The sequence below is a fragment of the Pseudomonas sp. KCJK9016 genome (genome assembly GCF_046231795.1).
GTDB classification, from domain to species: Bacteria; Pseudomonadota; Gammaproteobacteria; order Pseudomonadales; family Pseudomonadaceae; genus Aquipseudomonas; species Aquipseudomonas bananamidigenes.
Genome location: NZ_JBJJMM010000011.1, coordinates 151,644 through 178,205, shown reverse-complemented (window position 1 = coordinate 178,205; position 26,562 = coordinate 151,644). Strand labels below are relative to the sequence as shown.

Here is a 26,562-nt window from a genome sequence, read left to right as displayed (position 1 = left end):
CAACTTGCGGAGCCTGGGGGTCCCTAGAACCCCAACGGGTACTGAATCACCACGTAAATCCGGTCAATGTCATCCCCCGCCTGAGCACTGTTGGCCCGGTGCGAGACGTGGGACAGTTGCACGGAAAGATCCTTGGCCGCGCCGGACTGGACGATGTAGCGCAGGTCGATGTCGCGCTCCCAGTGTTTGCCGCCATCTCCTTGCTGAGGCTGGTACTGGCCGCTCTGCGGGTCGAATGGATTGTAGGCGCCGCCCTTGGGTGCATGGGTGCCGTCGATGTGGCTGCCGGAGACGTAGCGGGTCATGAAGTTGAGCCCGGGAATGCCGAACGCACCGAGATCCAGATCATAGCGGGCCTGCCACGAGCGCTCATGGGCGCCGTTGAAGTCGGCGTATTTGATCGAGTTGGCCAGGTAGATCGAGTCGCCGCCGACGAAATCGAACGGTGTATCGCCGTTGATCCGTTGCCAGCCAAGCATCACTGCATGCGGGCCAAAGGCGTATTTGCCCGAAAGGCTGAACGCGGTGTTATCGATTTCCCCGGCCAGCGCCTGCCCGCTGTCGCGGGTGTGGTAGACGTTGGCGTCGAGCAGCAGACCGGACTGTTTGAAATGCAGGTTGGCGTAGTACTGGTGCCAGGTGTCGCTCAAGTCGGACGCGTACAACGCACCGCCAACCGGGCTTTCGGTGAACAGATCGGCGCCGATGAAGCTGATTGCGCCAGCCTTGGTATTGGCGCCGTAGCCCTGAAAATCGCCTTGGCCGGATGAGCTGTCCTGATTCTTGAACGCGGTGAAGCGCCCGGCCACCAGATTCACGTTGTCGATTTCCCGGCTGTCGAGCAGAAAACCGGTGGCGTATTCCGGTTGCAGGCGTTTGTCGGAGGTGTCGAATACCGGTGTTTCGACGGTCATTTCGCCGAAGGCGAGGGTGGTTTCCGACGCCTTGAGCTTCAGCGCACCGCCTGCGCTGGAATAGTCGCTTTCGCTGCGACCGTCACTGTCCACCGGTAACAGACCGGTGCCCGAATGTCCCCGGCCGCCGTCCAGTTTCAGCCCATAAAAGGCGTGCGCATCAAGGCCGAAACCGACCGTCCCTTCGGTGAAACCGGATGAGAAAGTGCCGATAAACCCCTGAGCCCACTCCTGTTTGTAATTCTTGCCGCTGGGCGAGGGCGAGCGGTAGTCGTTGCTCAGAAAGAAGTTGCGGCTGAGCACTTCGCCTTTGGCGTCATCCAGAAAACCACTGGCCAGTGCCGGGTTGGCGATACCGCCCAGCAGCAAGGCCAGCGTGATACCCGATGGCGATAAATCTTTCATGTGTCGGTCCGGCGTTGATGGGATGTCGCCGGATTGTCGTGCGGATGATCTTCGATTGATTGAGCGGATGTGCTGCGTCAGTCAGCCACCGGCAATTGCACTTTCGCCACCAGCCCCGAGCCCGTGCGGTTGCTCAAGGTCAGTTCACCACCCTGTTCGCGCACGATTGCCCGGGCCGCCGAAAGGCCGAGCCCGACGCCGCCGGTTTCACGGTTGCGCGAGGTTTCGAGGCGGAAGAAAGGGTCGAACACCCGTTGCAGCGCCTCTTCAGGAATGCCCGGGCCTTCGTCGCAGATTTCGATGCAGATCGAATGGCTGTTGCGACTCAGCGAGATGTGCGGACGCTCGGCGTATTTCACGGCGTTTTCCAGCAGGTTGACGATCACCCGCTTGAGGCTCAGCGGACGACCGTCATAGACCAGGTGGGCCGGGCCATTGAAGTCGATGAGGACGTGCTGGTCGCGGTAGTCGTCGAGGATGGTCTGCAGCAACTCCGACAGATCGAACGCGGTGGTTTGCTCCAGGCGTGTGCCCTCGCGGAAGAACGCCAGAGCGGCGTTGATCATCGATTGCATTTCTTCGATGTCGCGAATCAGTTTCTGCTGGTGTTCCAGGTCTTCCATGAACTCGCTGCGCAGGCGCATGCGGGTCAACGGTGCGCGCAGGTCGTGGGAGATGGAAGCGAGCATATGGGTGCGTTCGCCGATGAAATGCTGGATCTGCGCCTGCATGGTGTTGAAGGCAATGATGGCCTGGCGGATTTCGTGGGGGCCTTCGATGTCGATGGGCGGCGCGTGCAGGTCGCCGCCAAACCGCCGGGCGGCGCTGGCGAAACGTTGCAAGGGCTTGGCCAGTTGACGGGTAGCGACCCAGGCCACCAGCAGGGTGGCGATCAGGCCCAGGGCGACAATCACTGCAATCCGGGCATTCAGGGTCAGCCCCCAGCTGCGTTCCGGCGGCGTGAACGACAGCCAGCTGCCATCGGTCAGCGGGATGAGGGCGACATAGTGAGCCTGCGCACTGCCGGCCGGCCAGTCGTCCGGGTTGAACACTTCGAACGCCCGATGACTGCCCAGCAATTGTTCCAGCGCCGGAACCTCCGAGGTTTCGACTGCTGCACCGTCGCCGGGAAGGTTGAACAGGGTGCGTCGGACATTCCACTCCACCTGGAGCGTCGGGCTGCTGGCCGCGCTGGCCAGTTGCGGACGCAGCGAGGCGGGGGCTGCTTCGATCAGGCGGGTGGTTGCGGCGATCCGCTCCAGCAGGCCGGTGCGTTCGATGGGCGGTTGGGCCCAGATGCCGGCCACTTGCACGAAGAGGGCGTTGAGCAACAGCGAGGCGAGCATGGCCGCGACGATCGTCAGGGCGATCCGCCGACTGAGGGTGTCACGCGGCAGGATTCGACCGATCATGAGCGGCTGACCTTGGCCGTGAACATGTAGCCGCCGTTGCGCACGGTGCGGATCAGGTCCGGGCGTTTGCTGTCCGGTTCGATCTTGCGCCGCAGGCGGCTGACCTGCACGTCGATGCTGCGATCGAAGGCTTCGTGGCCCTGGCCGTGGGTCAGATCGATCAATTGTTCGCGGGTCAGGATGCGCTGGGGATGTTCGAGAAACACCAGCAGCAGGTCGAATTCCCCGCCGGACATCGGGATCATCACGCCCTCGGGCGAACGCAGCTCGCGGCACGTGATGTCCAGGTGCCAACCGGCGAAGGACATGACCGGGCGTGCCGGTTCATTGTTGCGGCTGACATTCTCGCCGGTACGGCGTTGCAGCGCACGCACCCGGGCCAGCAGTTCCTGGGGCGCGAAGGGCTTGGTCAGGTAGTCGTCGGCCCCCAGTTCCAGGCCGACGATCCGGTCACTCAGTTCGGCCATGGCCGTGAGCATGATGATCGGGATCCCCATCTGCGCACGGATTTTCTGGCACAGGCTCAAACCGCCTTCACCCGGCAGCATCAGGTCGAGAATGATCGTGTCCGGGCGCGTCTGTTCGATGGCGGCCCACATGGCCTGGCCATCCGCTGCCACATCCACCTCGTAGGCGTGCTGCACGAAAAACTTCTTCAGCAGGGAGAGAATTTCCACGTCGTCGTCGACGATCAGCAATCTGCTCACGGTTGCAGGATCCCTGTACCCAAAAAAAAGGCATCTAAAACCATTTCGCGGCCGGGGTCATTTATTTCAATCCGGCAACATTTCTTCAGCGCGGACATCAGCCGGACATCGTCGGGCAAAAAAACTCGGGCACTCTGCGCGCATTCCATCCAAGGGGGTTCATATGAAGGATATGAAAAGCGCTTATACCAACCCGGGACATGGCGTCGTGCGCCCGTTGATCCTGACGCAGCGCACCACGACCGGCATGCTCAACGCGCCGATTCTTTTCCAGGAAACCTGCCTGGGGATTGCTCAGGATCAAAGCCAACTCGTCATGCGCCGCTACTTCGAGCGTTTCAGCCCCGCCGACAGTCATTGGGTGGAATACATCCATTCGATTCCCACCAGCGAATTCATCCAATGGATCATGACCCACGGTCACTTGCGCATCGAGTGCTCTGACAATACGCCCTCCAGTCAGATGCAGGCCGCCGGGGAAACGCATTGATAGAAGTCGTCACGCGCACGGCTCGACCGGCGAGGTGGTGGCGAAGGTCGTTCGCAAGGGCACGGGCGTGCCGCTGGAAAACGACAGACAAGTGATGACCGCTGATCATCTCAAAGGCGTGCTTGACGGCTGGGCCAGCGATCTGAGTCAGACCTGTATCGCTTCGCGAAAGCTCAAGTGACACGGTTCTTGCGTGACGGCTGCCGCTCGGCGCGGACGTCTCTGGACGTCTGCAACAGACGGGCGAAGGCTTCCTTGTCGATGGGGCGGCTCATGTAATAACCCTGCACCTCGTTGCATTGGTCCTTGCCGAGAATGTCCAGTTGCTCCTCGGTTTCGACGCCCTCGGCCGTGACGGTCAGGCCCATGGCCTTGCCCAGCCCGATGATCGCTTGCACCACCGCCCGGTCATTGGCGCCGCTGCTGATGGAGGCGATAAAGCGTTTGTCGATCTTGATGCCGTCGAAGGGGTAGGCGCGCAAATAGCCGAGCGAGGAATAGCCCGTGCCGAAGTCATCCATGTTCAGCCTCACGCCCAGCTCCTTGAGGGCGTTCATGGTGGTCAGGGCACCGTCGGTATCGTTGAGCATGACGTTCTCGGTGATTTCCAGCTCCAGGCGGCTGGCCGGAAATCGCGTGCCGACCAGCACTTCGCGAACGTCCTCGACCACATCGCTGATCGCGAACTGGGCCGGGGACAGATTGACCGACAACAGGATGTCGCCCGGCCAGGTCAGCGCCGTTTCGCAGGCCTCACGCAGGACCCAACGGCCAAGCGGCACAATCAGATCGGTCTGTTCGGCCAACGGAATGAACACGTCCGGCCCGAGCAATCCCCGGGTCGGATGCTGCCAGCGCACCAGCGCTTCGACCGAAACGATCTCCTTGCCATCGACCGTGTAGCGCGGCTGGTAATGCAGCACCAGTTCCTGGTTGCTCAGCGCGCGCCGCAGATCATCTTCCATCTGCCGCCGTGTCTGGATCTGATCGCTCATGTGCGCTTCGAAATAGCACCAGGTGTTCTTGCCATCGGACTTGGCCCGATACAGGGCGATGTCCGCGCAACGGATCAGCTCGCTGGCCACGAAGCCATGGCGCCGGCTCAGGGCGATTCCGATGCTGGCTCCGATGTGCAAGGGATGCTGCTCGAAGATGATCGGTTGATGCAGGCTGCCGATCAGGCGTGTGCAGAACTTGTCGATTTCCTGACGGGTGTCCATGCCGTTGAGGACCACCACGAATTCGTCCCCGCCGAGCCGGGCGACGATGTCCTGATCGCGGGTGCATTCACGCAGGCGACTGGCGACCTCCTGCAACACGGCATCTCCGGCGGGGTGCCCCAGCGAGTCGTTGATCGGCTTGAAGTTGTCCAGGTCAATCATCAACAGCGACAACGGGGCCGCGTGTTCCTTGAGCAACAAGGCGTCGTCCAGGTAGCGCGCCAGTTTGTTGCGGTTGGGCAGGCCGGTCAGCGCGTCGTGCAAGGACAGGTGCTGGATCTGCGCATGGGCCGCCACCTCATCGGTGATGTCACTGGCGGTGCCTCGATAGCCGATGACACTGCCGTTTTCCAGGTAGGGCCTGGCCGAAAGGCGACAGTGGCGCAATTGCCCGGCGTGATCGCGATAGGTACAGCGCAAATCGCTGGCGTTGCCGCCCTCGTCGAGTTTTCTCAGCCACAGTGCCAGTGGCGTGGTATCGCAGACCAGCAAATGACCGATGTCCTGACCGATCCACTGCATCTGAGCGTGGCCGGTCACTTCGCTGAAACGGTTCGAAAGGTAGGTGATGGACAAATCCCGGTCGACTTCCCAGATCCAGTCGGAAGCCGCTTCGGCCACCGCCCGGAACCGTTCTTCACTGGCCTCCAGTGCCCGCTTCGAAGCCAGCATCGCGGCGACACTCTTGTCGACGTGCTGGGAAGAGCGCATGGCGTGGCGAAAAAACCACGCCGTCAGCACCATCAGTACCAACAGGGCAGAACCCAGCGTCGGCAGCAACGACCACAGAAGATGCTGGCCCGGTCGGTCCAGGTCGGCGACCAGGCTGTAGCCGGTGCTGTCCAGCGGGACGCGGGGCTGGGCCGGGTCAATGGTGTCGTCGGGGGCCAGGGTCAGGTTGTTGAGGCCGTAACCGCTGCCGATCTTGCGCAGCTTGGTGGGTGTCAGCTTGTCGACGAACACCAGCACCGAGGTCTTTTGCGGGTCACCGATGGGACGTTCGTCGTTGGGAATGATCGCGGCAGCGGTGATCAGTGCCGGCCAGTCCTCGAACAGTGAATAGGTGTTGACGGGTTTGGTCAGGTCCGGCTGATTCTGCACTAGATCGATCAGTGTCTGCGCCGGTACCTGCAGAAACGCGGGCATCTGCGCGTCGAGCAACTGTCCGCGAACCACCGCGTATTTGGTTCGTTCGCGGTCCAGCACGAATACGCCGTCGTAGCCATCGTTGGTGAACAGGGTCTTGCCCATGTTCTGCTCGGTGTACGCCCAATTCGTATCGACCTGGCCGCTTAAATGCTCGTAGGCCGTCGTCCAGTAGGCGTAGCTGGTGATGTAGTTTTTCGATGCCGTGATACGGTTTTCCAGCGCACGGGCTGAATAGAAGTGCACGTCATTGAAGTCATCTTCATCCAGGTGCGTGGCGATACTGAACAGTGCCGCCGTGGCGGCGGTGACACCGGCAATGAACAGTGCCCCGACTGCCAGGGCCAGACGTCGGGTGATTGCGCCTTGAAGGGTGGCGAGAGGCGTCGCATCGCTGGAAATGTCCATTTGCTCGTCCCTGATCCGGTGTCTATTGAATGTAGAACACTGGCGAGCGCAAGACGTTCAGATCTTCTGCGCAACGCTTCGTAGCCACCCGTAAATGGCTGCTTACAGCGCGGCTTTCACCTGCAGACCGACCACCAGCGCATTGTCGATGTCCTGCCCGGAAAACGCGCCCGGCTCGATGATGTACTGCAGGTTCGGACGCAAGGTCAGCCAAGGAGTGGCCTGGTAGCCGTAACCAAGTTCGATCAGTTGCTCGGCGCCATCGAGGCTGGAAAGCGGCGTGCCGTTGGCCAGCGCCGCGTCTTGCTGCACGTCGCGGCTGCGCGGGTTCTGCACGGCGCGACCGTAACCCAGGGCGACGGTGTCACGCGGGCGGCCTTCGAACGGTTTGTACAGGACCACCCCGGCGCCATACCACTTGGTGAACGGCGATGCCGCTTCGCTGGCTGCCGAATACTGGCCGAAGGCGTGCAGGCTGCTGCCCTCGGACGTTGGCGAGCTCCACACGGCCTGATCGATCAGCAGGTAATGGCCGCCGCGACCGGAAACGTCCTCGTTGCTGCCGATGCGTTTCACATCCGAGCTGTCGTAGTAGTAACCGAGCTTGTATTCGCCGGGCAGGGTGCCTGCGTGTTTGTAGACCAGTTCGACCGGCACCACGGTGCCGGTGGTGTGTTTCGGACCCAGGTGCCAGGCACGGCTGGAGTTGCCGTTGCTTTCAGGATCGACGTTGAACGCCGCCACGCGCAATTGCCATTGCGGTGTCAGGTCGTATTTCACCCGTACACCCAAATGGGCGTTGGGGTAGTTGGTCCAGCCGCTGCCACCGGACATGTTCAGCGGGTGCCCGCAGAAACCGGCGTTCATGAAGTTGCAGAGAATGCCGCTGTCGAGACCGCCGAGGTCATTGCCCATGGCCATGTAGCCGAGTTTGACGTTCAGTGCCGGGGTGAAGAGCGTGCGCTCGTAACTCAGTTCGGTCAGGCGGGTGTAGAGGCCTCCGTAGTTTTCCTGGATCGGCAGACGGTTGCCGACCAGATCTTGCGAGGCGCTGTTGCCGCGCCGGTCGTTGATGGTCAGCTGGACTTTGCCGGCGTTGTCCACGCCATAGATTTTGCTCAGGTCAAATTGCGCGCCGAGCTTGATGTTCTGCGAGTAACGGGCCGAACGGTGCAGGCCGCCGTCGGCGTTGTAGGCGGTCTCGCCGGTGTAGTCGCCGGTGAATTTGACGCCGTCTTCGTCGAGCTGGTGGCGCAGGCCGCCCCAGTCGCCGGTCAGGGTGTTACGGGTGAACAGGTTTGAGTCGGCGTCGGCGAAGGCGGGCAGGGCGGTGCTGCCGGCAAGAGCGAGCAGTACTCCGGTGCAGGAAAAGCGAACCACGAATGACATTGCTGAAATCCAGAACGATAGACATGAAACGGCGCGACACCCGAAGGTGCCGCGCGCAGTGAAATGAAGGAGGGCGCAGCGGTTTACGGCAGGGCGTAAGCCATGACGTAGTCGCCCCGATCGGTCGACTGACGGGCACCACCGGCGGTGATGACCACGTACTGCTTGCCGGTTTTCGGCGATACGTACGTCATCGGGCCGCCCTGGCTGCCGACGGGCAGGCGCGCTTTCCAGATTTCTTCACCGTTGCCGCTGTTGTAGGCGCGCAGGTAGAAGTCCTGGGTACCGGCGATGAAGATCAAACCACCTTGAGTCGACAGCGTGCCGCCCAGGGTCGGCAGACCGATCTTGATCGGCAGGTGCATGCGGATGCCCAAAGGACCTGTGTCTTCAACGGTGCCGACCGGCACCTGCCAGGCGACTTTGCGGGTGTTCATGTCGATGGCGGTGAGGGTGCCGAACGGCGGCGCCTGGCACGGAATGCCGGCCACCGACAGGAAGCGGTTCTTGTTGACTGCGTACGGCGTGCCTTTCAGCGGAACGGCACCCATACCGGTGTTCAGCGCTTCGCCACCGGAGGTTGCTTCACCTTTGTTCTGCGACGGAATCATCTGAATCCACAGGCCCAGACGCATGTCGTTGACGAAGATGAAACCGTGCACCGGGTCAGTGGAAATGCTGCCCCAGTTCATGCCGCCCAGCGAACCCGGGAAGCTCAGGGACTTGTCGGTGCCTGGCGCGGTGTACAGACCGTCGTAGCGCATCGACTTGAAATCGATCCGGCACAGCAACTGGTCGTACGGCGTGGCGCCCCACATGTCCGATTCGGTCAGGTGCTGCGCACCGATCTGCGGCATGCCCACGGATTTCGGCTGGGTTGGCGAGTAGGGTTCGTTCGGAATGTTCGACGCCTTGACCGGTACTTCTTTGACTTCGGTCAGCGGTTTGCCGGTGGCGCGGTCGAGCACGTAAATCTGTCCGGCCTTGGTGCCGATCACCAGTGCCGGAATGGTTTTGCCGTCCTTGGTGAAGTCGATCAGGCTCGGCTGCATCGGCAGGTCGAAGTCCCAGAGATCGTTGTGCACGGTCTGGTAGACCCACTTTTCTTCGCCGCTGTTGGCGTCCAGCGCAAGGATCGATGCGCCATAGGTGTGATCGAGCTTGCTGCGCTCTACGCCATAGATGTCGGTGGAGGAACTGCCCATCGGCAGGAAGACCGTGTTGGTTGCCGGGTCGTAGGACATCGGCGCCCAGCTGTTCGGCGTGCTGCGTACGTAGGTTTTGCCGTCGGCCGGTGCTTTTTTATCCAGCGGGTTGCCCGGGTCGAAGGCCCAGCGCATGGCACCGGTCATCACGTCGAAACCACGGATCACGCCGCCCGGCATGTCGGTCTGCACGTTGTCGGCCACGCGACCGCCAACCACCACGGTGGTGCCGGCCATCAGCGGCGCGGAAGACAGTTGATAGTAGCTGTCCGGAACATCACCCAGACCGGCCTTCAGATCGACCTGGCCGTTGTTGCCGAAGCCTTGACAGAACTCGCCGGTGTCGGCATCGACCGCGATCAGGCGGGCGTCGATGGTATTGGTCAGCAGACGGCGCGTGCAGTTGGCGGCCGACGGGACTGGCGTCTCGGCTACCGGCGAGCCGGCCGGTTTGGCGACCGCAGTGCTGGCATCGAAGTAGGCCATGCCACGGCAACGCTGCCAGACTTTGGATTTGGCGTTGATCGCGTTTTTCCAGAGTTCCTTGCCGGTGTCGGCATCCAGCGCAATCAGGTTGTTGTGCGGGGTGCAGATGAACACCTTGTTGCCGATCTGCAGCGGGGTCAGCTGGTCTTCGGCGCCGTTGCCGTCACTTTCGGCGATGTCGCCGGTGTGGTAGGTCCAGGCGACTTTCAACTTGTCGACGTTGCTGCGGTTGATCTGGTCCAGCGCGGCGAAGCGGCTGCCGCCTTCGGTATTCCCGTAATGCGCCCAGTCTTTCTGCGCCTTTTCCGGTTCGACCGGGGTGAGGCCCGGGCCGGTGCCGGTAGGGGCGACCGTCGGGTGCGCAACGAACATGTTGCCGGCTGCCACGGCCAGCCCGACTGCCAGGACAGCGGCAACGCCATAAGCGCCGCGCCCGGCAACGCCGCCATTGGCGCGTTTGAGCATCGGGTAGACCAGCGCAACGACCAGGCCCACCGCACTGAACATGAACAGGCGCGAGAACACCGGCCAGAATTCAAAACCGGCATCGCAGACGGCCCAGATCGCGGTGCCCAGCAGAAACGCCGCGAACAACCAGGCACCGGCAGGCTTGCGCCGAGCGATCAGCAGACCGGAAACGGCCATGACCAGTCCACCGACCAGGAAGTACCAGGAGCCTCCCAGGCTGACCAATTTCACACCGCCAGCGGCCAGTGCCAGACCGAGCAGGGCGATGGTCACCCCGAGCCCGACCAGAATGAATGTTGATATGCCCGAGAGGCGTTGACTCTGCTTCACGTTGAATGTCCCGTTGAAATGAGGCGGGCATTATATCGTTAGGTAACTACCTAGTTAAATCACTAATTTTGATTGAAGAGGTGTTTACTGCCCGGTGGCAGAGTTAACAAGCACTTACTGACGATCAAGCGCCTTCATAAAGGTGGTGGTGTAGATGAAATTGTCTTTTTTGTCAGGTGAAGTGTTGTTTATGACAGGTATTCATTTCGCAGTCAGATGAAGGTCACAGTGCCTGCCTGTCGCGCAGGGATGACGCTCCCGTCTCGACCGTTGACCACAATTGTTTTGAACACCCTGGATTGGCGGGCGCCTAAACCTTACCGACTCCGGAGGATTGCCCAATGGCACAAGCAACCAGCTACTTCTTGATCGCCATGGCGGTGATCATTCTGTTGATCGACCTGTGGGCCATCATCAGTGTGTTTCGCAGCGACAAAACGGTGGGGATCAAAGCCGCGTGGGCCATCGGCCTGATCGTCTTTCCCGTGCTGGGACTGATCGTCTGGGGGATCGCCGGTCCGCGAGGGATCAAAGAGGGGCCGACATCCCCTGAACACAGTAAAGGCTAATCACCGGGACGACTGTTGTGCCTAGAATTCTGACTTCCCAGGTGAGCGACACCGAACTGTCTGCACGGGATGCAACGATGTTTGGTTCACCCAAACAGCGGCTGGACTTTTACCGGCGTGAAATCCAGTACGAAACCAGCATCCTCTCCAACCGGACCAATGCGTATTTGACTGCGCAATCCTTTCTGGTCATTGCGTTCGGGTCGTGCATGGCCAACGTCAACCCTGAATGGGGGAAACTGTTCACGCTGGTGGTGCCACCGTTGCTGGCGCTGCTGGGCATACTCACTTCGCTGAACGCCTGGCCGGGTATTCGCGCGGCGTACGACATCATCGACCATTGGTATTACAAGCAGAGCGAGCTGCTGCGCAGCGAACCTGTGATGGGACTGGCCTATGACGAGTCGCCACTGTTCAGCGAGCGCGAGTCCAGCCACAAGGGTTATCGCAAGGCGCTGCTGTTTTCGGTGCGCACGCCCTGGATCTTCGCGGCATTCTGGGTGTTGCTGACAGGGTGGTCCGTTTACATACAACTGGCCAATCCCGGGGGATGAGAACTTGGAACCCGTCATTCACATTTGCGCCCGCACCCCCGGCCCGTCCCATGGAAACGCTTGATTGCGCCCTGATGGCCGCACGGGCGCAGTTTGCGATCACCATCAGTTTCCATATCGTCCTGGCGGCGCTGACCATCGGTCTGGCGAATTTCATGATGGTGCTCGAGGCCCTGTGGTTACGCAGCGGCAAGGCTGTCTATCTGGATGTCTATCGCTACTGGCTGAAAATCTTCGCGCTCAATGTGGCGGTGGGCACGGCGTCGGGGCTGATTCTGGAGTACCAGTTCGGGCTCAACTGGTCGCGTTTGTCGACGCAGGCGGGCGATATCCTCGGCCCCTTGATGTTCTACGAGGTGCTGGCGGCCTTTTTCCTCGAGGCCGGTTTTCTGGGAATCATGCTGTTCGGCTTGAACAAGGTCGGCCCGCGCCTGCATTTCTTCGCCACCTGCGCCGTTGCGGCGGGCTCGCTGATCAGTGCGTTCTGGATTCTTTCAGCCAATTCGTGGATGCAGACCCCCTCCGGTTATTCGATGGCCGCCGATGGTCGGTTCATTGCCCGGGACTGGTGGGCGATCATCTTCAATCCGTCCTTTCCATACCGGTTCGTGCACATGACCCTGGCCACGCTGCTGGGCACGGCCACACTGCTGGCCGGTGTCAGCGCCTGGCAGTTGCTGCATGCACCCGAGAATCCAAGGGCCCGGCTGACCTATTCCATGGCGCTCTGGGCGCTGGCAGTGCTGATCCCGGTGCAAATCGTGGTCGGTGATCTGCATGGCGAACACAGCCTCGAGTATCAGCCGCAAAAGGTCGCCGCCATCGAGGGCACATGGACGCGTCCACCCGAGGGCGCGGGCGAGCCCTTGCGTCTGTTCGCGATCCCTGACATGGACCAGCGGCGCAATCATTGGGAGTTGGCGATCCCGCGCATCGCGTCCTTGTATTTGCGCCACGACTTGAGCAGCACGATCCCGGCGCTCGATGAATTTCCGGCGCAGGACATCCCGCCAGTGCCGGCCGTGTTTTTTGCCTTTCGGGCGATGGTCGGCCTGGGCCTGTTGATGCTGGGGCAGGGCGTCATCAGCCTGGTACTGCGTTGGCGCGGTCGCTTGTACGCGGCACGCTGGATGCTTCGAGTCAGTGTCTGGATGGCGCCGGCGGGAATGCTGGCGATGCTCTGCGGTTGGGTAGTCACCGAAGTGGGCCGTCAGCCGTTCACCGTCTATGGTCTGTTGCGCACGGCCGACAGCCTTTCGTCCGTGTCCCGGGAGCAGGTCGTCAGCGCCACATGGACCATTTTGCTGTTCTATCTGGCGACATTCGGGATCGGCCTGTGGGTGCTGCTGCGCCTGTTGCGTCAGCCGCCTCGCGAGCACGAAGAAGGGCCGCAACCTGCTCTCGCACGGGAAACCGGCAAATGATGAGGCTTGAAGCGCATGTTCGGTACTGACTGGCTGACACTTCTCTGCGCGGCAGCGGTCGGGTTCTCCGTGCTGAACTATGTGCTGCTGGACGGCACGGATCTGGGCACGGGCACCCTGATGGGCGTGACTCGCAGCCGTCAACACCGCCGGGCCATGGCCGTGAGCATCCTGCCGATCTGGGACGCCAACGAAACCTGGCTGGTGCTCGGCGGCGGTGGTTTGCTCGCCATGTTCCCCAAGGCTTACGCCATTCTGCTGCCGGCGCTGTACCTGCCGTTCATGCTGATGTTTCTGGCGTTGATTGTCCGGGCGATGGCGCTGGAGTTTCGCGATCATGCGCCCGATTGCCGCATCAAGCGCGGGGTGGATGGTTTATTGATGCTCGGCTCGGTTGTGGCGGGCGGCTGTCAGGGAATCGTGCTGGGCACGCTGGTACAAGGTGTGCCCGAACAGAACGGCCAATACAGCGGTGGCGGTTGGGAATGGCTGGCCCCGTTCCCGTTGTTTTGCGGCACGGTGCTGGTGATCGGCTACACATGGCTGGGCGCAGGCTGGCTGTATTGGCGATGCGAAGGCGAACTTCAAATCCGAGCGCGGCGGCAGGCAAAGTGGTTGGCCATGCTGACCGTGGCTTTGCTGATCGTTCTGGTTGTCTGGACATCGACCCTTCACGCGCACTATGCGCAGCGCCTGGGAAATCCTCGGGTGTGGCTACCGACAATGGCGACCCTGACGCTGTTGTTGGCCGGATTCCGGGCGGCCTTCGCAACCCGACGCGACTATCTGCCGCTCTTCGCTGCCCTGGGCATTTTTGTCCTGGCATTCGCCTTGATGCTCGTCGTCCTGTTTCCGCTGATCATCCCGCCGCAATTGACCTTGCAGGCCGCTGCGTCGAGCCCGGTCAGTCAGGTGTTCATGCTGACGGGGTTCGCGGTGCTGATCCCGCTGACGCTGTTCTACAACACCTACGGCTTTCGCGTGTTCAGCGGCAAGATTCATCCCGCCGAAGATTGATTCTTCCAATGCTTGGTCAACGCTCCAGAGCGGCCCTGAACAGGGTCGGTGGCAGGGAATGGCAGTGTTTCGATCTGCTGCATCTGAGCTTCGCTGGGCGACTCGCGGCGAATGTCCGGATGCTGGCCAGGCGGGTAGGCGCCGACCACCAGAAAGTCGTCGCTGGCATTCAGGCTGCAATGACCGGTGCCTGCCGGCAACAACAGGACATCGCCCGCGCTGACCATGAGTATCTGCCCGTCCGGGCCGCCGATCATCAAGCGGGCCTCGCCGCGGGCGATGCCAAGCACCTCATGGCCTTGGGTATGGTAGTGGTGATAGTCAAAGACAGTGGAACGCCACTGTGGCGGCCAACCGTTGTCGGCAAAGGTTTTCTCGAATGCCGACGCTGGATCTTCGCCATGGATGGCAATGGCACCGGAATACACCAACACGGGCAGACGCGGATTGTTCGGCACCCAGCCATTGCGCGGCAGCAACAAGGCGTGCACCGAATCGGAATCATCTCGGGTCATGACTGCTCTCCCGAAAAAGGGCCTGATCGTCAATCAGGCCCTGTGGCAGGTCATGCCGCCATATGGCTGGCGGCCCATTCCTTTTTACAGGCGCTTTTCATGGCTTCCATCTGCTCGCCAAGTTCATCGAGCCGGGCTTTGCCGAGCAACTTCCTGGCTTGAGGAAACATCTCTTTTTCCTCTTCCTCGATGTGGTGTTCCAGCAGTTCCTTGACGACTTTCACTCTGCCTGCGAATTCCGGGATGCCGGGATCGGTTTCCTTGAGGTCGGGCAATACGAGCGAATCCACGGTGCGATGTTCTTCCTTGGCCTCGTAATACATCACGTCCTGTTCCTTGCTGCCCGCTGCCTTGAAGGCCGGGTAGAGGATTTCTTCTTCAAGGCGGGTATGGATGGTGATTTCCATCTCCAGCTTGTCCAGAAGCTCTACCCGTTTCTTGGTGGCCCGTTCGGTGGAATCACTCAATTGGCCCAGAATGCCTTTCACTTTTTCATGGTCAGCTTTCAGAAGATCGATGGCGTTCATTTTGGCTGTCTCCGATTAAAGGATTGCGGCTGAATCATTGTTATGTGCTCAGGCGTACTCGCATTTCGCATGCCATTTCTATCGCGGATAAAAATGTCTTTCAAATCAGTTATATGACGCTCGACCCGTCTGTAAGCCGGATTGCACTCTGCAAGATTCACCCTTTGCCAGCCTTGCAATCAGCCCATGCGTCACATGGGCTCGACATCCACACGAACTTCGCCGTCCGCCGGACTGTCCAGTCCTTTACATGCACTGGATGGAGGCGGAAACGACATGACGATGACCGTAGGAGATTTTCTGGTCGAGCGACTGAGCGAGTGGGGCGTGACGCGGATTTTTGGTTATCCGGGCGACGGCATCAACGGCGTATTCGGTGCACTGAGCCGGGCCCGGGGCAAGATCGAATTCATTCAGGCGCGGCACGAAGAGATGGCCGCTTTCATGGCCTCGGCGCATGCCAAGTTCACCGGTGAGCTGGGGGTGTGCATCGCCACCTCGGGCCCCGGTGCCTCGCACCTGATCACCGGGCTCTACGACGCGCGCATGGATCACGTCCCCGTGCTGGCCATCGTGGGTCAACAGGCGCGCGCGGCACTCGGCGGACACTATCAGCAGGAGCTCGACCTGCTGTCGATGTTCAAGGATGTGGCCGGTGCCTTCGTGCAACAGGCGTCAGCGCCGGCACAGGTTCGCCACTTGATCGACAGGGCGGTACGCACGGCTGTCGGTGAGCGGCGCGTGACGGCGATCATCCTGCCCAACGACTTGCAGGACATCGAATATGAAGCCCCGGGACGAACCCATGGCACCGTGCATTCCGGGGTGGGTTATACCAAACCGAAAGTCGTGCCTTATGACGCGGATCTGCAACGCGCCGCCGAGGTTCTGAACGCAGGCGAGAAAGTGGCGATTCTGGTGGGGGCCGGTGCGTTGCAGGCCACCGACCAGGTCATCGCCGTGGCGGAAAAACTCGGCGCCGGTGTCGCCAAGGCGCTTCTCGGCAAAGCGGTACTGCCGGACGAACTGCCCTGGGTCACGGGCAGCATCGGTTTGCTGGGCACCGAGCCCAGCTACAAGCTGATGACCGAATGCGACACCTTGCTGATGATCGGCTCGGGGTTTCCGTACTCTGAATTTCTGCCAAAGGAAGGTCAGGCACGCGGGGTGCAGATCGATCTGCAACCCGACATGCTGAGCCTGCGCTACCCCATGGAGGTCAATCTGGTGGGGGACGCCGGGGAAACCCTCGCCGCACTGTTGCCGTTGCTCGAGCACAAAACTTCACGCAAATGGCGCAAAAAGGTCGAAGGCTGGCGCGGTTCCTGGGAGAAGACCCTGGAAAAACGCGCCATGGTCAAGGCCGATCCCGTCAATCCGCAGCGGGTGGTGTTCGAACTGTCGCCACGCCTGCCGGAGCTTTCGATCATCACCAGCGATTCCGGCTCTTGCGCCAACTGGTACGCCCGCGATCTGAAAGTGCGGCGCGGCATGAAGTGTTCATTGTCCGGCGGTCTGGCCTCGATGGGCGCCGCAGTGCCTTATGCGATTGCGGCCAAATTCGCGTTCCCGGAGCGTCCTGTGATCGCACTGGTGGGCGATGGTGCGATGCAGATGAGCAATCTGGCAGAGTTGATCACCGTGGCCAAATATTGGCGGCAGTGGGCGAGCCCCAAGTGGATCTGCGCCGTCTTCAACAATGAAGACCTCAATCAGGTGACCTGGGAACAACGGGTCATGGAGGGGGATCCGAAGTTCGAAGCGTCACAGAGCATTCCCGATGTTCCTTATCACCTGTTTGCCATTTCCATTGGCTTGAAAGGCATCTTCGTCGATCGCGAAGAGGACGTGGCCGCCGCGTGGGAGCAGGCGCTGGCATCGGAGGTTCCCGTGCTGATCGAGTTCAAGACCGACCCCGACGTGCCGCCGCTGCCGCCGCACATCAAGCTCGAACAGGCGAAGAAGTTCGCCACGACCTTGCTCAAGGGCGACCCGGACGAGGCGGGTGTTCTGGTGCAGACCGCCAGGCAGGTGCTGGGCTCGGTCATGACGCGCAAGAAGTGACTCATGGGCGCGCCGCATCTGTATATCGGTTGCGCGGGATGGGGCATCGGGCGTGAACTTGCCGCGGAGTTTCCCGGGGATGGAACGCACCTGCAGCGTTACGCCCTCAGGCTCTCGGGTGTCGAGATCAACAGTTCGTTTTACCGTCCGCATCGCCGAACGACCTACGAACGGTGGGCGCAAGCCGTGCCTCGGGATTTCCGGTTCAGCGTGAAAGTACCGAAAGTCATCACTCATGAACGGCGGCTGGCCGGATGCGAGACCGAGCTGGATACGTTCCTTGAACAGTGTTCAGGGCTCGGCGAGCGTCTGGGCTGTCTGCTGGTGCAACTGCCGCCGTCGCTCGCTTATGACGAGGCCGTCGCCCGGGTTTTCTTCAAACAGCTACGGGACCGGTTTTCCGGCTCCGTCGTACTGGAGCCACGTCACTCCAGCTGGGTGAATGCCCAGCCGCTTCTGACGACCTGGCAGATTGCCCAAGCGGCGGTCGATCCCTCGCGCATAAAGACAGATGGCGCACCTCGCGGAGCGCCGGGCACACAGTACTGGCGCTTGCACGGCTCGCCGAGGATTTACCACAGTCCTTACGGCCCTGATTACCTGAAAAACCTGGCCATGCAGCTGCGGACGGTCGAGGCCGAGCATGTCTGGTGCATCTTCGATAACACGGCCAGCGGCGCGGCTCTGGTCGATGCGCTGACGCTGTCTGATTGGCTTGAGGCGTGAGTCGTTCAATCATTCTGACCAAAGACGTCGCACGCCACCACTCGTCGCAGCGGTCTGGCAATTGTTTGAACATCCCTTTGGTCGTCTCTGACAGATAAGTCTGAGCAGGCGGAATTTCACTTCGTCTGCCAACGGGAGAAGACCATGAAAGCAATCGTCTATAACGGCCCGCGTGACGTCAGTGTGCAAAACGTCGCCGATCCGAAAATTGAAAAGCCGACCGATGTCCTGGTCAGAATCACGACGACCAACATCTGCGGTTCCGATCTGCACATGTACGAGGGGCGCACTTCGATGGAAACCGGCCGGGTTTTCGGACACGAGAATCTGGGGGAAGTCATCGAAGCGGGCGCAGCGGTGGAGCGGGTAAAGGTGGAAGATCGAGTTTGCCTTCCCTTCAACATCGGCTGCGGTTTCTGTGAAAACTGCGAGAGGGGCCTGACCGGTTTCTGCCTTACGGCCAATCCGGGCACGGCGGGTGCCGCTTATGGGTTTGCCGACATGGGGCCGTATCAAGGCGGCCAGGCAGAACTGCTGCGGGTGCCCTACGCGGACTTCAACTGTCTGGTTCTACCCGAGGACGCCCAGGAGCGGGAAGATGATTACGTGATGCTGTCCGACATTTTCCCCACCGGCTGGCACGCCACCGAGCTGGCCGGCCTGCTGCCGGGCGAAAGCATCGCCATTTTATGGCGCCGGCCCGGTCGGCTTGATGGCTGCTCACTCCGCCATGATCAAAGGGGCTTCGCAAGTCTTTGTCGTCGACGATCACCCTGACCGGCTGAAGCTCGCCGCCAGCATCGGTGCAACGCCGATCAATTCGGTCGAGAAGGAGGCCGTGGACCAGATTCTCAACCTGACCCATGGCAAAGGTACGGATCGTGGCTGCGAATGCGTGGGCTACCAATGTTGTGATCGACATGGCCATGAGGCCAATCATCTGACCATGAACAATCTGGTCGCTTCCACCAAGGCCACCGGTGGAATCGGCGTCGTCGGGGTCTTCGTACCGCAAGACCCGGGGGCCGAAAACGAACTCGCCAGACAAGGCAAGATGGCCTTCGATTTCGGTGCTTTCTGGTTCAAGGGCCAGCAGATCAAGACCGGTCAGGCCAACGTCAAAGCCTACAATCGCCGATTGGCCGAGCTCATTCACCACGGTCGCGCCAATCCTGCGCAGATCATTTCTCATCGTCTGAAGCTCGACGAAGGGCCGGACGCCTACAAACATTTTGATGAGCGTGACAACGGCTGGACCAAGGTCGTCCTGAAACCGGGCGCGTGAGTCTGCATTGACAGAAAGGCAATTGCTGAAGGCTTGCTTCGTGCAGATGGGCGTCAGCGAACGCCCTCAGCCGATGAAGCTCCTTGCAGGAACATGTGCTCGATCGTTCTGGCCGAGTTGGCGTTGGCAGCCCGCCCGCGCTGCTCGGCATCCACCAGCCCATAGACCAGAGCGATGAACAGTTCGGTCAGGATCGCGGCGGTGATGTCGATGCGAAACAACCCGCTTTGCTGGCCTTTCAGGAAGAAGCCGTCCAGCGCCTCCAGATAAAACAGCCAGCGTGTGCCGCCGCATTCCAGATCGAGGAAGTCGGGGCGGTACTGCGCCATCAGAAAAGCAAGCATTTCACGATGGGCCAGGTGTTCGCGGATCAACCGGCGCAGCGCGTCCAGTGGTTCTGTTTCCTCTAAAGCGGCGTTATCGATGATCAGTCTGAGCGTGCCCTCGGCATGCGCCTCCAGTTGCACGATCAGGTTTTCCCGCGTGCCGCAATGGCGGTGCAGGGTCGCCTTGCTCACGCCTGCCAGTTGCGCCAGCTCCTTCATCGTCGCTCGCGGTCGGTTGACCACCGCCAGCGTCAGCGATTTGAGCAGCTGTTCATCATGGGAAATCGAGTTCATCACGGGGCCTTGGCGACAGTCATACAAGATTCACAAAATACTCACATGAGACAATATTGACTCATTAGGATTTGAAACGTAGCATTCGCGCCAAATTCGATCAAGCCTTGGGTGAGTTATGGGCAATTTGCGTGCGGTAGGGATGGCGAGTTCGTTGGCACTCGCCATTGCGTTGGCCGGGTGTGGGCCGACTGAGGATCAGGCAGCGAGCAGCGCTGAAGTGGCGCGTCCGGTAGAAGTGCTGGCGGTAAAGACTGAAGCGTTGGCGCTCTCTTCGGAGCTGCCGGGCCGGGTCGAGCCGATGCGCGTCGCGGAAGTGCGTGCCCGGGTGCCTGGCATCGTGATGCAGAAGCGTTTTGAAGAGGGCGCTGACGTCAAGGCCGGGGACCTGTTATTCCAGATCGACCCGGCACCGCTCAAGGCGGCGTTGTCCCGGGCCGAGGGTGAACTGGCTCGTGCCCAGTCCGTTGCGCTTGAGGCGCAGGCCCGGGTCAAACGCTATGAGCCGCTGGTGAAGATCGAGGCGGTCAGCCAGCAGGATTTCGACAGCGCCATGGCTGATCTTCGCAGCGCGCAGGCAGCCACCCGTTCGGCCCAGGCCGATCTGCAGACGGCACGGCTTAATCTCGGTTATGCCTCGGTGACGGCGCCGATTTCCGGTCGTGTCGGTCGTGCGCTGGTGACCGAAGGCGCGCTGGTCGGGCAGGGGGATGCAACCTTGATGGCGCGCATTCAGCAGCTGGATCCGGTGTACGTCGACTTCACGCAGTCGGCTGCCGAAGCACTGCGTCTGCGTGAATCGCTCAAGGACGGAAAACTCTCCGCCGACGACAACACGGCGTTGTCGGTCCGGGTCGAGGGCACCGCGTACGAGCGTCAGGGGGCGCTGATGTTTACCGACGTGGCGGTGGATCGCGGCACCGGGCAAGTGTCGTTGCGCGGCAAATTCGCCAATACCGACGGCGTGCTGTTGCCGGGCATGTTTGTCCGTGTGCGCACGCCGCAAGGCACCGACAGCCAAGCAATTCTCGTGCCGCAGCGCTCGGTGCAGCGCGGCAGCGATGGCAGCGCCCAGGTGCTGGTGGTCGGCGCCGATGACCGGGTCGAGGCACGCACTGTCGTGACCGGTGCCATGCAGGATTCACGCTGGCAGATCAGTGAGGGCCTGAAGGCCGGCGATCAGGTGATCGTCGGCGGTCTGGCCGGCCTGCAACCGGGGACCAAGGTCGTTGCGGGTCAATCCCCGGCCCTGGCTCAGTCGCCTGAGTCGAAACAGTAAGGGCGCCGTTGTCGCGAGGATTTTCCGATGTCCAAGTTTTTCATCAAGCGCCCGAACTTTGCCTGGGTGGTGGCGTTGTTCATCTCTCTGGCCGGTCTGCTGGTCATTCCGATGCTGCCGGTGGCGCAGTATCCCGATGTTGCGCCGCCCCAGATCAAGGTGACGGCGACCTATCCCGGTGCCTCGGCCAAGGTGTTGGTGGATTCGGTCACCAGCGTGATCGAAGAGTCGCTCAACGGCGCGAAGAACCTGTTGTATTTCGAGTCGACCAACAACTCCAACGGCATTGCCGAGATCGTGGTGACGTTCCAGCCCGGCACCGATCCGCAACTTGCCCAGGTCGATGTGCAAAATCGCCTGAAAAAGGCCGAGGCGCGCATGCCGCAAGCGGTGCTCACTCAGGGCCTTGAGGTGGAACAGACCAGCGCCGGTTTTCTGCTGATCTATGCGCTCAGCTACAAGGAAGGCAGTCAGCACAGTGATACGACCGCATTGGGCGACTACGCCGCGCGCAACATCAACAACGAACTGCGCCGGGTGCCGGGTGTCGGCAAACTGCAGTTCTTCTCGTCCGAAGCCGCCATGCGGGTCTGGATCGATCCGCAGAAACTGGTGGGCTACGGCCTGTCCATCGAGGATGTGAACAACGCTATCCGGGGGCAGAACGTACAGGTGCCGGCGGGCAGCTTCGGCAGCACGCCGAGCAGCAGCCAGCAGGAACTGACCGCCACGTTGGCGGTGAAGGGCACGCTGGATAATCCGCAAGAATTCGGTCGCATCGTCCTGCGCGCCAATGAAGATGGCTCGACGGTCAAACTGGGTGACGTCGCCCGTGTGGAAGTGGGCCAGGAAAGCTACAACTTCAACTCGCGTCTGAATGGCAAACCGGCGGTGGCAGCAGCGATTCAGCTGTCCCCGGGTGCCAACGCGATCCAGACGGCCAGCGCGGTCAAGGAGCGCCTGGCGGAACTGTCGGCGTATTTCCCGTCGGACGTTGAATATTCCGTGCCTTACGACACGTCGCGTTTCGTCGATGTGGCAATCGAGAAGGTGATTCACACCCTGATCGAGGCAATGGTGCTGGTGTTCCTGGTGATGTTCCTGTTCCTGCAGAACATCCGTTACACGCTGATTCCGTCGATTGTGGTGCCGGTGTGTCTGCTCGGCACGCTGGTGATGATGTACCTGCTGGGCTTCTCGGTGAACATGATGACCATGTTCGGCATGGTGCTCGCGATCGGGATTCTGGTGGACGATGCCATCGTGGTGGTGGAGAACGTCGAGCGGATCATGGCCGAAGAAGGGTTGTCGCCGGTCGACGCCACGGTGAAGGCCATGAGTCAGGTCTCGGGCGCGATCATCGGCATCACCCTGGTGCTGTCGGCAGTGTTCATGCCGCTGGCGTTCATGTCCGGTTCGGTGGGTGTGATTTACCAGCAATTTTCGGTTTCGCTGGCGGTGTCGATCCTGTTCTCGGGCTTCCTCGCGCTGACCTTCACGCCGGCCCTGTGCGCCACGCTGCTCAAGCCGATCCCTCAGGGGCATCATAAAAAACGTGGTTTCTTCGGTGCCTTCAACCGTAGTTTCGCCCGGCTCACCGAGCGTTATTCGATCCTCAACAACGGGCTGGTCGCCCGTGCCGGACGGATGATGCTGGTGTACGCGGGCATTATTGCGGTGCTCGGTTACTTCTACCTGCGCTTGCCGGAGTCCTTCGTGCCGGTGGAAGACCAGGGTTACATGATTGTCGACGTGCAGTTGCCGCCGGGCGCGACCCGCACCCGTACCGAGGCCACTGGCGAACAACTGGAGCGTTTCCTCGCTTCCCGTGACGCGGTGCAATCGACCTTCCTGGTTTCGGGCTTCAGTTTCTCGGGCATGGGTGACAACGCAGCGCTGGCTTTCCCGGTGTTCAAGGACTGGTCGCTGCGTGGCGAAGATCAGTCGGCCATGGCGGAAGTCATGGCACTCAACGAGCAGTTTGCCGTGACCAACGACGGCGCCGTGATGGCCGTGCCGCCGCCCCCAATTGACGGCTTGGGCAACTCCGGTGGTTTTGCGTTGCGTCTGCAAGACCGCGCCGGCCTGGGCCGTGAAGCCTTGCTCGCCGCCCGCGATCAGGTGCTCGGTCAGGCCAACGGCAACCCGAAAATCCTTTACGCGATGATGGAAGGTCTGGCCGAGTCGCCACAATTGCGAGTGGTGATCGACCGTGACAAGGCCCGCACCCTGGGCGTGAGTTTCGAGTCGATCAGCGGGGCATTGTCCGCCGCGTTCGGTTCGGAGGTGATCAACGACTTCACCAACGTCGGCCGCCAGCAGCGCGTCGTGGTGCAGGCCGAGCAGGGCGACCGGATGACCCCGGAAAGCGTGCTCAAACTGTACGTTCACAACAGCGCCGGCAATCTGGTTCCGTTGAGCGCCTTCGTCACCACCCATTGGGAAGAAGGGCCGGTGCAACTGGTGCGCTACAACGGTTATCCGTCGATTCGCATCGTCGGTGACGCCGGGCCGGGTTACAGCACCGGTGAAGCCATGGCGGAAATGGAACGAATCGCTGCGCAATTGCCGGCCGGTTTCAGCTATGAGTGGACGGGGCTTTCTTATCAGGAAAAGGTCTCCAGCGGTCAGGCGACGCAACTCTTCGCGTTGGCGATCCTGGTGGTGTTCCTGTTGCTGGTGGCGTTGTACGAAAGCTGGGCCATTCCGCTGACCGTGATGCTGATCGTGCCGATCGGCGCCATCGGTGCGGTGCTGGCGGTGATGGTCGTCGGCATGCCCAACGACGTGTACTTCAAGGTGGGGCTGATCACCATCATCGGCCTGGCGGCGAAGAACGCGATCCTTATCGTCGAGTTCGCCAAGGAACTGTGGGAGAAGGGCTACAGCCTGCGCGACGCCGCCATCGAGGCCGCACGCCTGCGTTTCCGGCCCATCGTGATGACCTCCATGGCGTTCATTCTCGGTGTCGTGCCACTGGCCATCGCCACCGGTGCCGGCGCGGCGAGTCAGCGCGCCATCGGTACCGGCGTGATTGGCGGCATGCTCAGTGCGACGCTGCTGGGTGTGCTGTTCGTACCGATCTGTTTTGTCTGGGTGCTGTCGCGGTTGCGCAGCAAACCGGCCCCCATTGAACAACCCGCTTTGGCTCAGGAGTGACACATGCGTATTTCAGCTTTCTCTACGCTGGTGATCGCCCTGATGCTGGGCGGCTGCTCGCTGGCACCGACTTATGAGCGTCCCGTTGCACCGGTGGCGGATCACTGGGCGGGAGAGTCGACGAAGCAGGGCAGTCCGATCAATCAACTGGCGTGGCAGACGTTTATTGTCGATCCCGATCTGCGCCGACTGGTGACCATCGCGCTGGACAACAACCGCTCGTTGCGCCAGACGCTGCTGGACATCGAACAGGCCCGGGCGCAATACCGCATTCAGCGGGCCGACCGGGTTCCGGGCTTGAATGCCAATGCCTCCGGCAATCGTCAGCGTTTGCCGGCGGATCTGGCCAGCGATGGCCGGGCAGGGGTTGCCAGCAACTATCAGGTGGGCGTTGCGCTGCCGGAATATGAGCTGGATCTGTTCGGTCGGGTGAAGAGCCTCACGGATGCTGCGTTGCAGGAATACCTGGCCACTGAAGAAGCCGCCCGTGCGGCGCAGATCGCCCTGATCGCCGAGGTCAGTCAGGCTTATCTGGTTCACGATGGCGCCCAGCGTCGTCTGGAGCTGACCCAGCAAACGCTGATCAGCCGCGAATATTCGTTCGCCCTGATCAGCCAGCGCCGTTCGAACGGTACCGCCACTGCGCTGGACTATCAGGAAGCGTTGGGGCTGGTAGAGCAATCGCGGGCCGAGCAGGAGAGCAATCTTCGACAGAAACAGCAGGCCTTCAACGCGCTGGTGCTGTTGCTCGGCACCAGGGATGCGGCGAAGTCGATTCCCGAGAAATTGTCGAGTGAGCCGATGCTGGTGCAGGACATCGCCCCGGACACCTCGTCCGCCCTGATCGAGCGCCGGCCCGACATTCTCGCCGCCGAGCATCGCTTGCAGGCTCGCAATGCCGACATCGGCGCGGCGCGGGCGGCGTTCTTCCCGCGCATCAGCCTGACTGGCAGTTTCGGTACGTCCAGTGCACAAATGTCCGGTCTGTTCGACGGTGGCTCGCGGTCCTGGAGTTTTGTGCCGAACCTGTCGCTGCCGTTGTTCGATGCCGGGCGCAACCGTGCCGGCTTGAGTCTGGCAGAGGCTCGCAAAGACTCGGCGGTAGCGGCTTATGAAGGGACGGTACAAACGGCGTTTCGCGAAGTGGCCGATGCACTGGCCGCCACCGACACCTTGCGCCGGGAAGAGGCAGCCCGGCGCGCCCTGGCCAATACCAGCAGCGAGACCCTGAAACTGGCCAAGGCGCGCTATGAAGGTGGCATCGACAGTCATCTGCGCTACCTAGATGCCCAGCGCACCAGCTTCGTCAACGAGACGGCGTTTATCGAAGTCAGCACGCAGCGGCAGATTGCGCTGATCGATCTGTTCCGCTCGCTGGGTGGCGGCTGGTCCTCCGACAAGTCCTGAAACAGCTCCTTTGGGTTGGCGCGTCCAGCCATTGAGCCCCGTGTACCGAGAGGTCACGGGGCCTTTTTTTGCCAAGTGCAGCGTTATTGAGGTCGGGCGGGATTGGCAGCACCGTGCAGAAACATCTGTTCCACGACGTTGGCCGAGTTGGCACTGGCGGCACGCCCACGGCGTTCGGCATCGACCATGGCGAAGATCATGGTCAGGAACAGCTCGGTAAAGACCGCGGCGGTGATATCGATACGGAACGCGCCCAGTTGCTGGCCGCGCAGGAAGAAGGCATCGAGGGCATCGAGGTAGAACTGCCAGCGTTTGCCTTCGTCGGTGTCGGTGAACGTGTCCGGGCGGTACTGAAAGAGCAGGAACACCAGCATTTCACGGTGCGCCAGATGCTCGTTGACCAGACTGCGCAAGGCTTGTACGGGATCGCCCTGCGACAGATCGGTGGACGTGGTGATCTGGTTCAGCACGGTCTCACCGTGGCCTTCCATGATCTGCACCAGATTGTCACGAGTACCGCAAAAGCGGTGGAGCGTCGCTTTGCTCACACCTGCGGCTTCAGCCAGTTCCTTGAGCGTGGCCCGCGGGCGATCAACGATGGCCAGTGCCAGCGCCTTGATGAGTCGTTCGTCTTGGGGTGTCAGGGACATCAGTGGGTCTCGAAGCGAATTTCAATGCGGGGGATTGTGCAGGAAAAGCCCATAACTGCAACTGCGGAAATAGAGAGAGTCAGCTCATTGAGGCTCTTTTCGCTCAGCTGTGCATACGGTTTGCTCTTCAGCAATTAGAAGCCGAGCTCGAAAAGCGGGCGACAGATTTTGGGTAGCATCATGGGG

20 protein-coding genes and 2 pseudogenes are annotated in these 26,562 nt (G+C 61.2%); 12 read left to right on the top strand and 10 right to left on the bottom strand.

The features are described from left to right. Positions 1-23 precede the first annotated feature (23 nt). From ACK6BI_RS13540 to ACK6BI_RS13530, 3 genes are all read right to left on the bottom strand, one after another. Positions 24-1,319 carry an OprD family porin gene (locus ACK6BI_RS13540; protein WP_409317447.1) on the bottom strand — a complete coding sequence of 432 codons (1,296 nt, stop codon included), beginning with the start codon at positions 1,317-1,319 and terminating at the stop codon, positions 24-26. A 77-nt stretch (positions 1,320-1,396) separates the two neighbouring features. Next, a complete protein-coding gene (locus tag ACK6BI_RS13535) occupies positions 1,397-2,731 on the bottom strand; it encodes an ATP-binding protein (RefSeq protein ID WP_409317446.1) in 1,335 nt (444 codons plus the stop codon). Further along, positions 2,728-3,438 (bottom strand): response regulator, encoded by a 711-nt coding sequence (locus tag ACK6BI_RS13530; RefSeq protein WP_260519515.1) that lies wholly within the window; start codon positions 3,436-3,438, stop codon positions 2,728-2,730. Before ACK6BI_RS13530 ends, ACK6BI_RS13535 begins: the two co-directional genes overlap by 4 nt. Positions 3,439-3,601: 163 nt before the next feature. On the opposite strand from ACK6BI_RS13530, the gene ACK6BI_RS13525 reads away from it, so the two are divergent. Then, positions 3,602-3,928: a hypothetical protein gene (locus tag ACK6BI_RS13525; RefSeq protein ID WP_409317445.1), complete on the top strand. Its 327-nt coding sequence runs from the start codon at positions 3,602-3,604 to the stop codon at positions 3,926-3,928. A 19-nt stretch (positions 3,929-3,947) separates the two neighbouring features. After that, positions 3,948-4,109, top strand: a pseudogene (locus ACK6BI_RS13520) (DUF3313 domain-containing protein); the annotation flags it as partial. On the opposite strand, the gene ACK6BI_RS13515 reads toward ACK6BI_RS13520, so the two are convergent. From ACK6BI_RS13515 to ACK6BI_RS13505, 3 genes are all read right to left on the bottom strand, one after another. Further along, the gene (locus ACK6BI_RS13515; protein ID WP_409317444.1) at positions 4,102-6,702 is read right to left on the bottom strand and encodes an EAL domain-containing protein; all 2,601 of its coding nucleotides are present in this window, start codon (positions 6,700-6,702) and stop codon (positions 4,102-4,104) included. The pseudogene ACK6BI_RS13520 and the gene ACK6BI_RS13515 sit on opposite strands and share 8 nt — an antisense overlap. A gap of 102 nt (positions 6,703-6,804) precedes the next feature. Beyond that, entirely contained in the window at positions 6,805-8,091 is a 1,287-nt protein-coding gene (locus ACK6BI_RS13510) for a carbohydrate porin (protein ID WP_409317443.1), read from the bottom strand. Positions 8,092-8,174: 83 nt separating this feature from the next. Continuing rightward, positions 8,175-10,580: a glucose/quinate/shikimate family membrane-bound PQQ-dependent dehydrogenase gene (locus ACK6BI_RS13505; protein WP_409317442.1), complete on the bottom strand. Its 2,406-nt coding sequence runs from the start codon at positions 10,578-10,580 to the stop codon at positions 8,175-8,177. Between the two features lie 341 nt (positions 10,581-10,921). Here ACK6BI_RS13505 and ACK6BI_RS13500 point away from each other — a divergent pair, with 341 nt between their 5' ends. Genes ACK6BI_RS13500 through cydB form a run of 4 tightly spaced genes read left to right on the top strand, consistent with a single transcriptional unit; the run spans position 10,922 to position 14,144 of the window. After that, positions 10,922-11,149, top strand: coding sequence for a PLD nuclease N-terminal domain-containing protein (locus ACK6BI_RS13500; protein WP_409317441.1), 228 nt, complete (start codon positions 10,922-10,924; stop codon positions 11,147-11,149). Positions 11,150-11,166: 17 nt separating this feature from the next. Beyond that, the gene (locus ACK6BI_RS13495) at positions 11,167-11,703 is read left to right on the top strand and encodes a hypothetical protein (RefSeq protein ID WP_065257365.1); all 537 of its coding nucleotides are present in this window, start codon (positions 11,167-11,169) and stop codon (positions 11,701-11,703) included. A gap of 50 nt (positions 11,704-11,753) precedes the next feature. Continuing rightward, on the top strand, positions 11,754-13,127 hold the full coding sequence (locus ACK6BI_RS13490) for a cytochrome ubiquinol oxidase subunit I (protein WP_409317440.1): 1,374 nt from the start codon (positions 11,754-11,756) through the stop codon (positions 13,125-13,127). A 15-nt stretch (positions 13,128-13,142) separates the two neighbouring features. Then, positions 13,143-14,144 (top strand): cytochrome d ubiquinol oxidase subunit II, encoded by a 1,002-nt coding sequence (gene cydB / locus ACK6BI_RS13485; RefSeq protein WP_409317439.1) that lies wholly within the window; start codon positions 13,143-13,145, stop codon positions 14,142-14,144. Here the strand turns inward: cydB and ACK6BI_RS13480 are convergent. Together ACK6BI_RS13480 and ACK6BI_RS13475 are read right to left on the bottom strand one after the other, a co-directional pair. Further along, positions 14,126-14,659, bottom strand: a complete 534-nt coding sequence (locus tag ACK6BI_RS13480) for a cupin (RefSeq protein ID WP_409317438.1) — start codon at positions 14,657-14,659, stop codon at positions 14,126-14,128. The genes cydB and ACK6BI_RS13480 overlap by 19 nt on opposite strands. A gap of 50 nt (positions 14,660-14,709) precedes the next feature. Further along, positions 14,710-15,186: a hemerythrin domain-containing protein gene (locus tag ACK6BI_RS13475; protein ID WP_409317437.1), complete on the bottom strand. Its 477-nt coding sequence runs from the start codon at positions 15,184-15,186 to the stop codon at positions 14,710-14,712. A gap of 276 nt (positions 15,187-15,462) precedes the next feature. Here ACK6BI_RS13475 and ACK6BI_RS13470 point away from each other — a divergent pair, with 276 nt between their 5' ends. The 3 genes and pseudogenes from ACK6BI_RS13470 to ACK6BI_RS13460 all read left to right on the top strand — a co-directional run bounded on the left by ACK6BI_RS13470 (position 15,463) and on the right by ACK6BI_RS13460 (position 19,261). Further along, the gene (locus tag ACK6BI_RS13470; protein WP_409317436.1) at positions 15,463-17,250 is read left to right on the top strand and encodes a thiamine pyrophosphate-requiring protein; all 1,788 of its coding nucleotides are present in this window, start codon (positions 15,463-15,465) and stop codon (positions 17,248-17,250) included. Between the two features lie 3 nt (positions 17,251-17,253). Next, complete coding sequence (locus ACK6BI_RS13465; RefSeq protein ID WP_409317435.1) at positions 17,254-17,976, top strand: DUF72 domain-containing protein; 723 nt, start codon at positions 17,254-17,256, stop codon at positions 17,974-17,976. A 144-nt stretch (positions 17,977-18,120) separates the two neighbouring features. Further along, positions 18,121-19,261, top strand: a pseudogene (locus tag ACK6BI_RS13460) (glutathione-independent formaldehyde dehydrogenase). Positions 19,262-19,314: 53 nt separating this feature from the next. Here the strand turns inward: ACK6BI_RS13460 and ACK6BI_RS13455 are convergent. Continuing rightward, on the bottom strand, positions 19,315-19,881 hold the full coding sequence (locus ACK6BI_RS13455; RefSeq protein WP_409317434.1) for a TetR/AcrR family transcriptional regulator: 567 nt from the start codon (positions 19,879-19,881) through the stop codon (positions 19,315-19,317). A gap of 118 nt (positions 19,882-19,999) precedes the next feature. On the opposite strand from ACK6BI_RS13455, the gene ACK6BI_RS13450 reads away from it, so the two are divergent. From ACK6BI_RS13450 to ACK6BI_RS13440, 3 genes are read left to right on the top strand one after another with little or no spacing between them, the layout of a single operon-like run. Further along, positions 20,000-21,160, top strand: a complete 1,161-nt coding sequence (locus ACK6BI_RS13450) for a MexC family multidrug efflux RND transporter periplasmic adaptor subunit (RefSeq protein ID WP_065257357.1) — start codon at positions 20,000-20,002, stop codon at positions 21,158-21,160. 27 nt (positions 21,161-21,187) lie between these two features. After that, positions 21,188-24,319 (top strand): multidrug efflux RND transporter permease subunit, encoded by a 3,132-nt coding sequence (locus ACK6BI_RS13445; RefSeq protein WP_409317433.1) that lies wholly within the window; start codon positions 21,188-21,190, stop codon positions 24,317-24,319. 3 nt (positions 24,320-24,322) lie between these two features. Next, positions 24,323-25,726, top strand: a complete 1,404-nt coding sequence (locus ACK6BI_RS13440; protein ID WP_409317432.1) for an efflux transporter outer membrane subunit — start codon at positions 24,323-24,325, stop codon at positions 25,724-25,726. 83 nt (positions 25,727-25,809) lie between these two features. Here the strand turns inward: ACK6BI_RS13440 and ACK6BI_RS13435 are convergent, their stop codons facing one another. Continuing rightward, on the bottom strand, positions 25,810-26,376 hold the full coding sequence (locus ACK6BI_RS13435; RefSeq protein WP_065257354.1) for a TetR/AcrR family transcriptional regulator: 567 nt from the start codon (positions 26,374-26,376) through the stop codon (positions 25,810-25,812). Positions 26,377-26,562 lie beyond the last annotated feature (186 nt).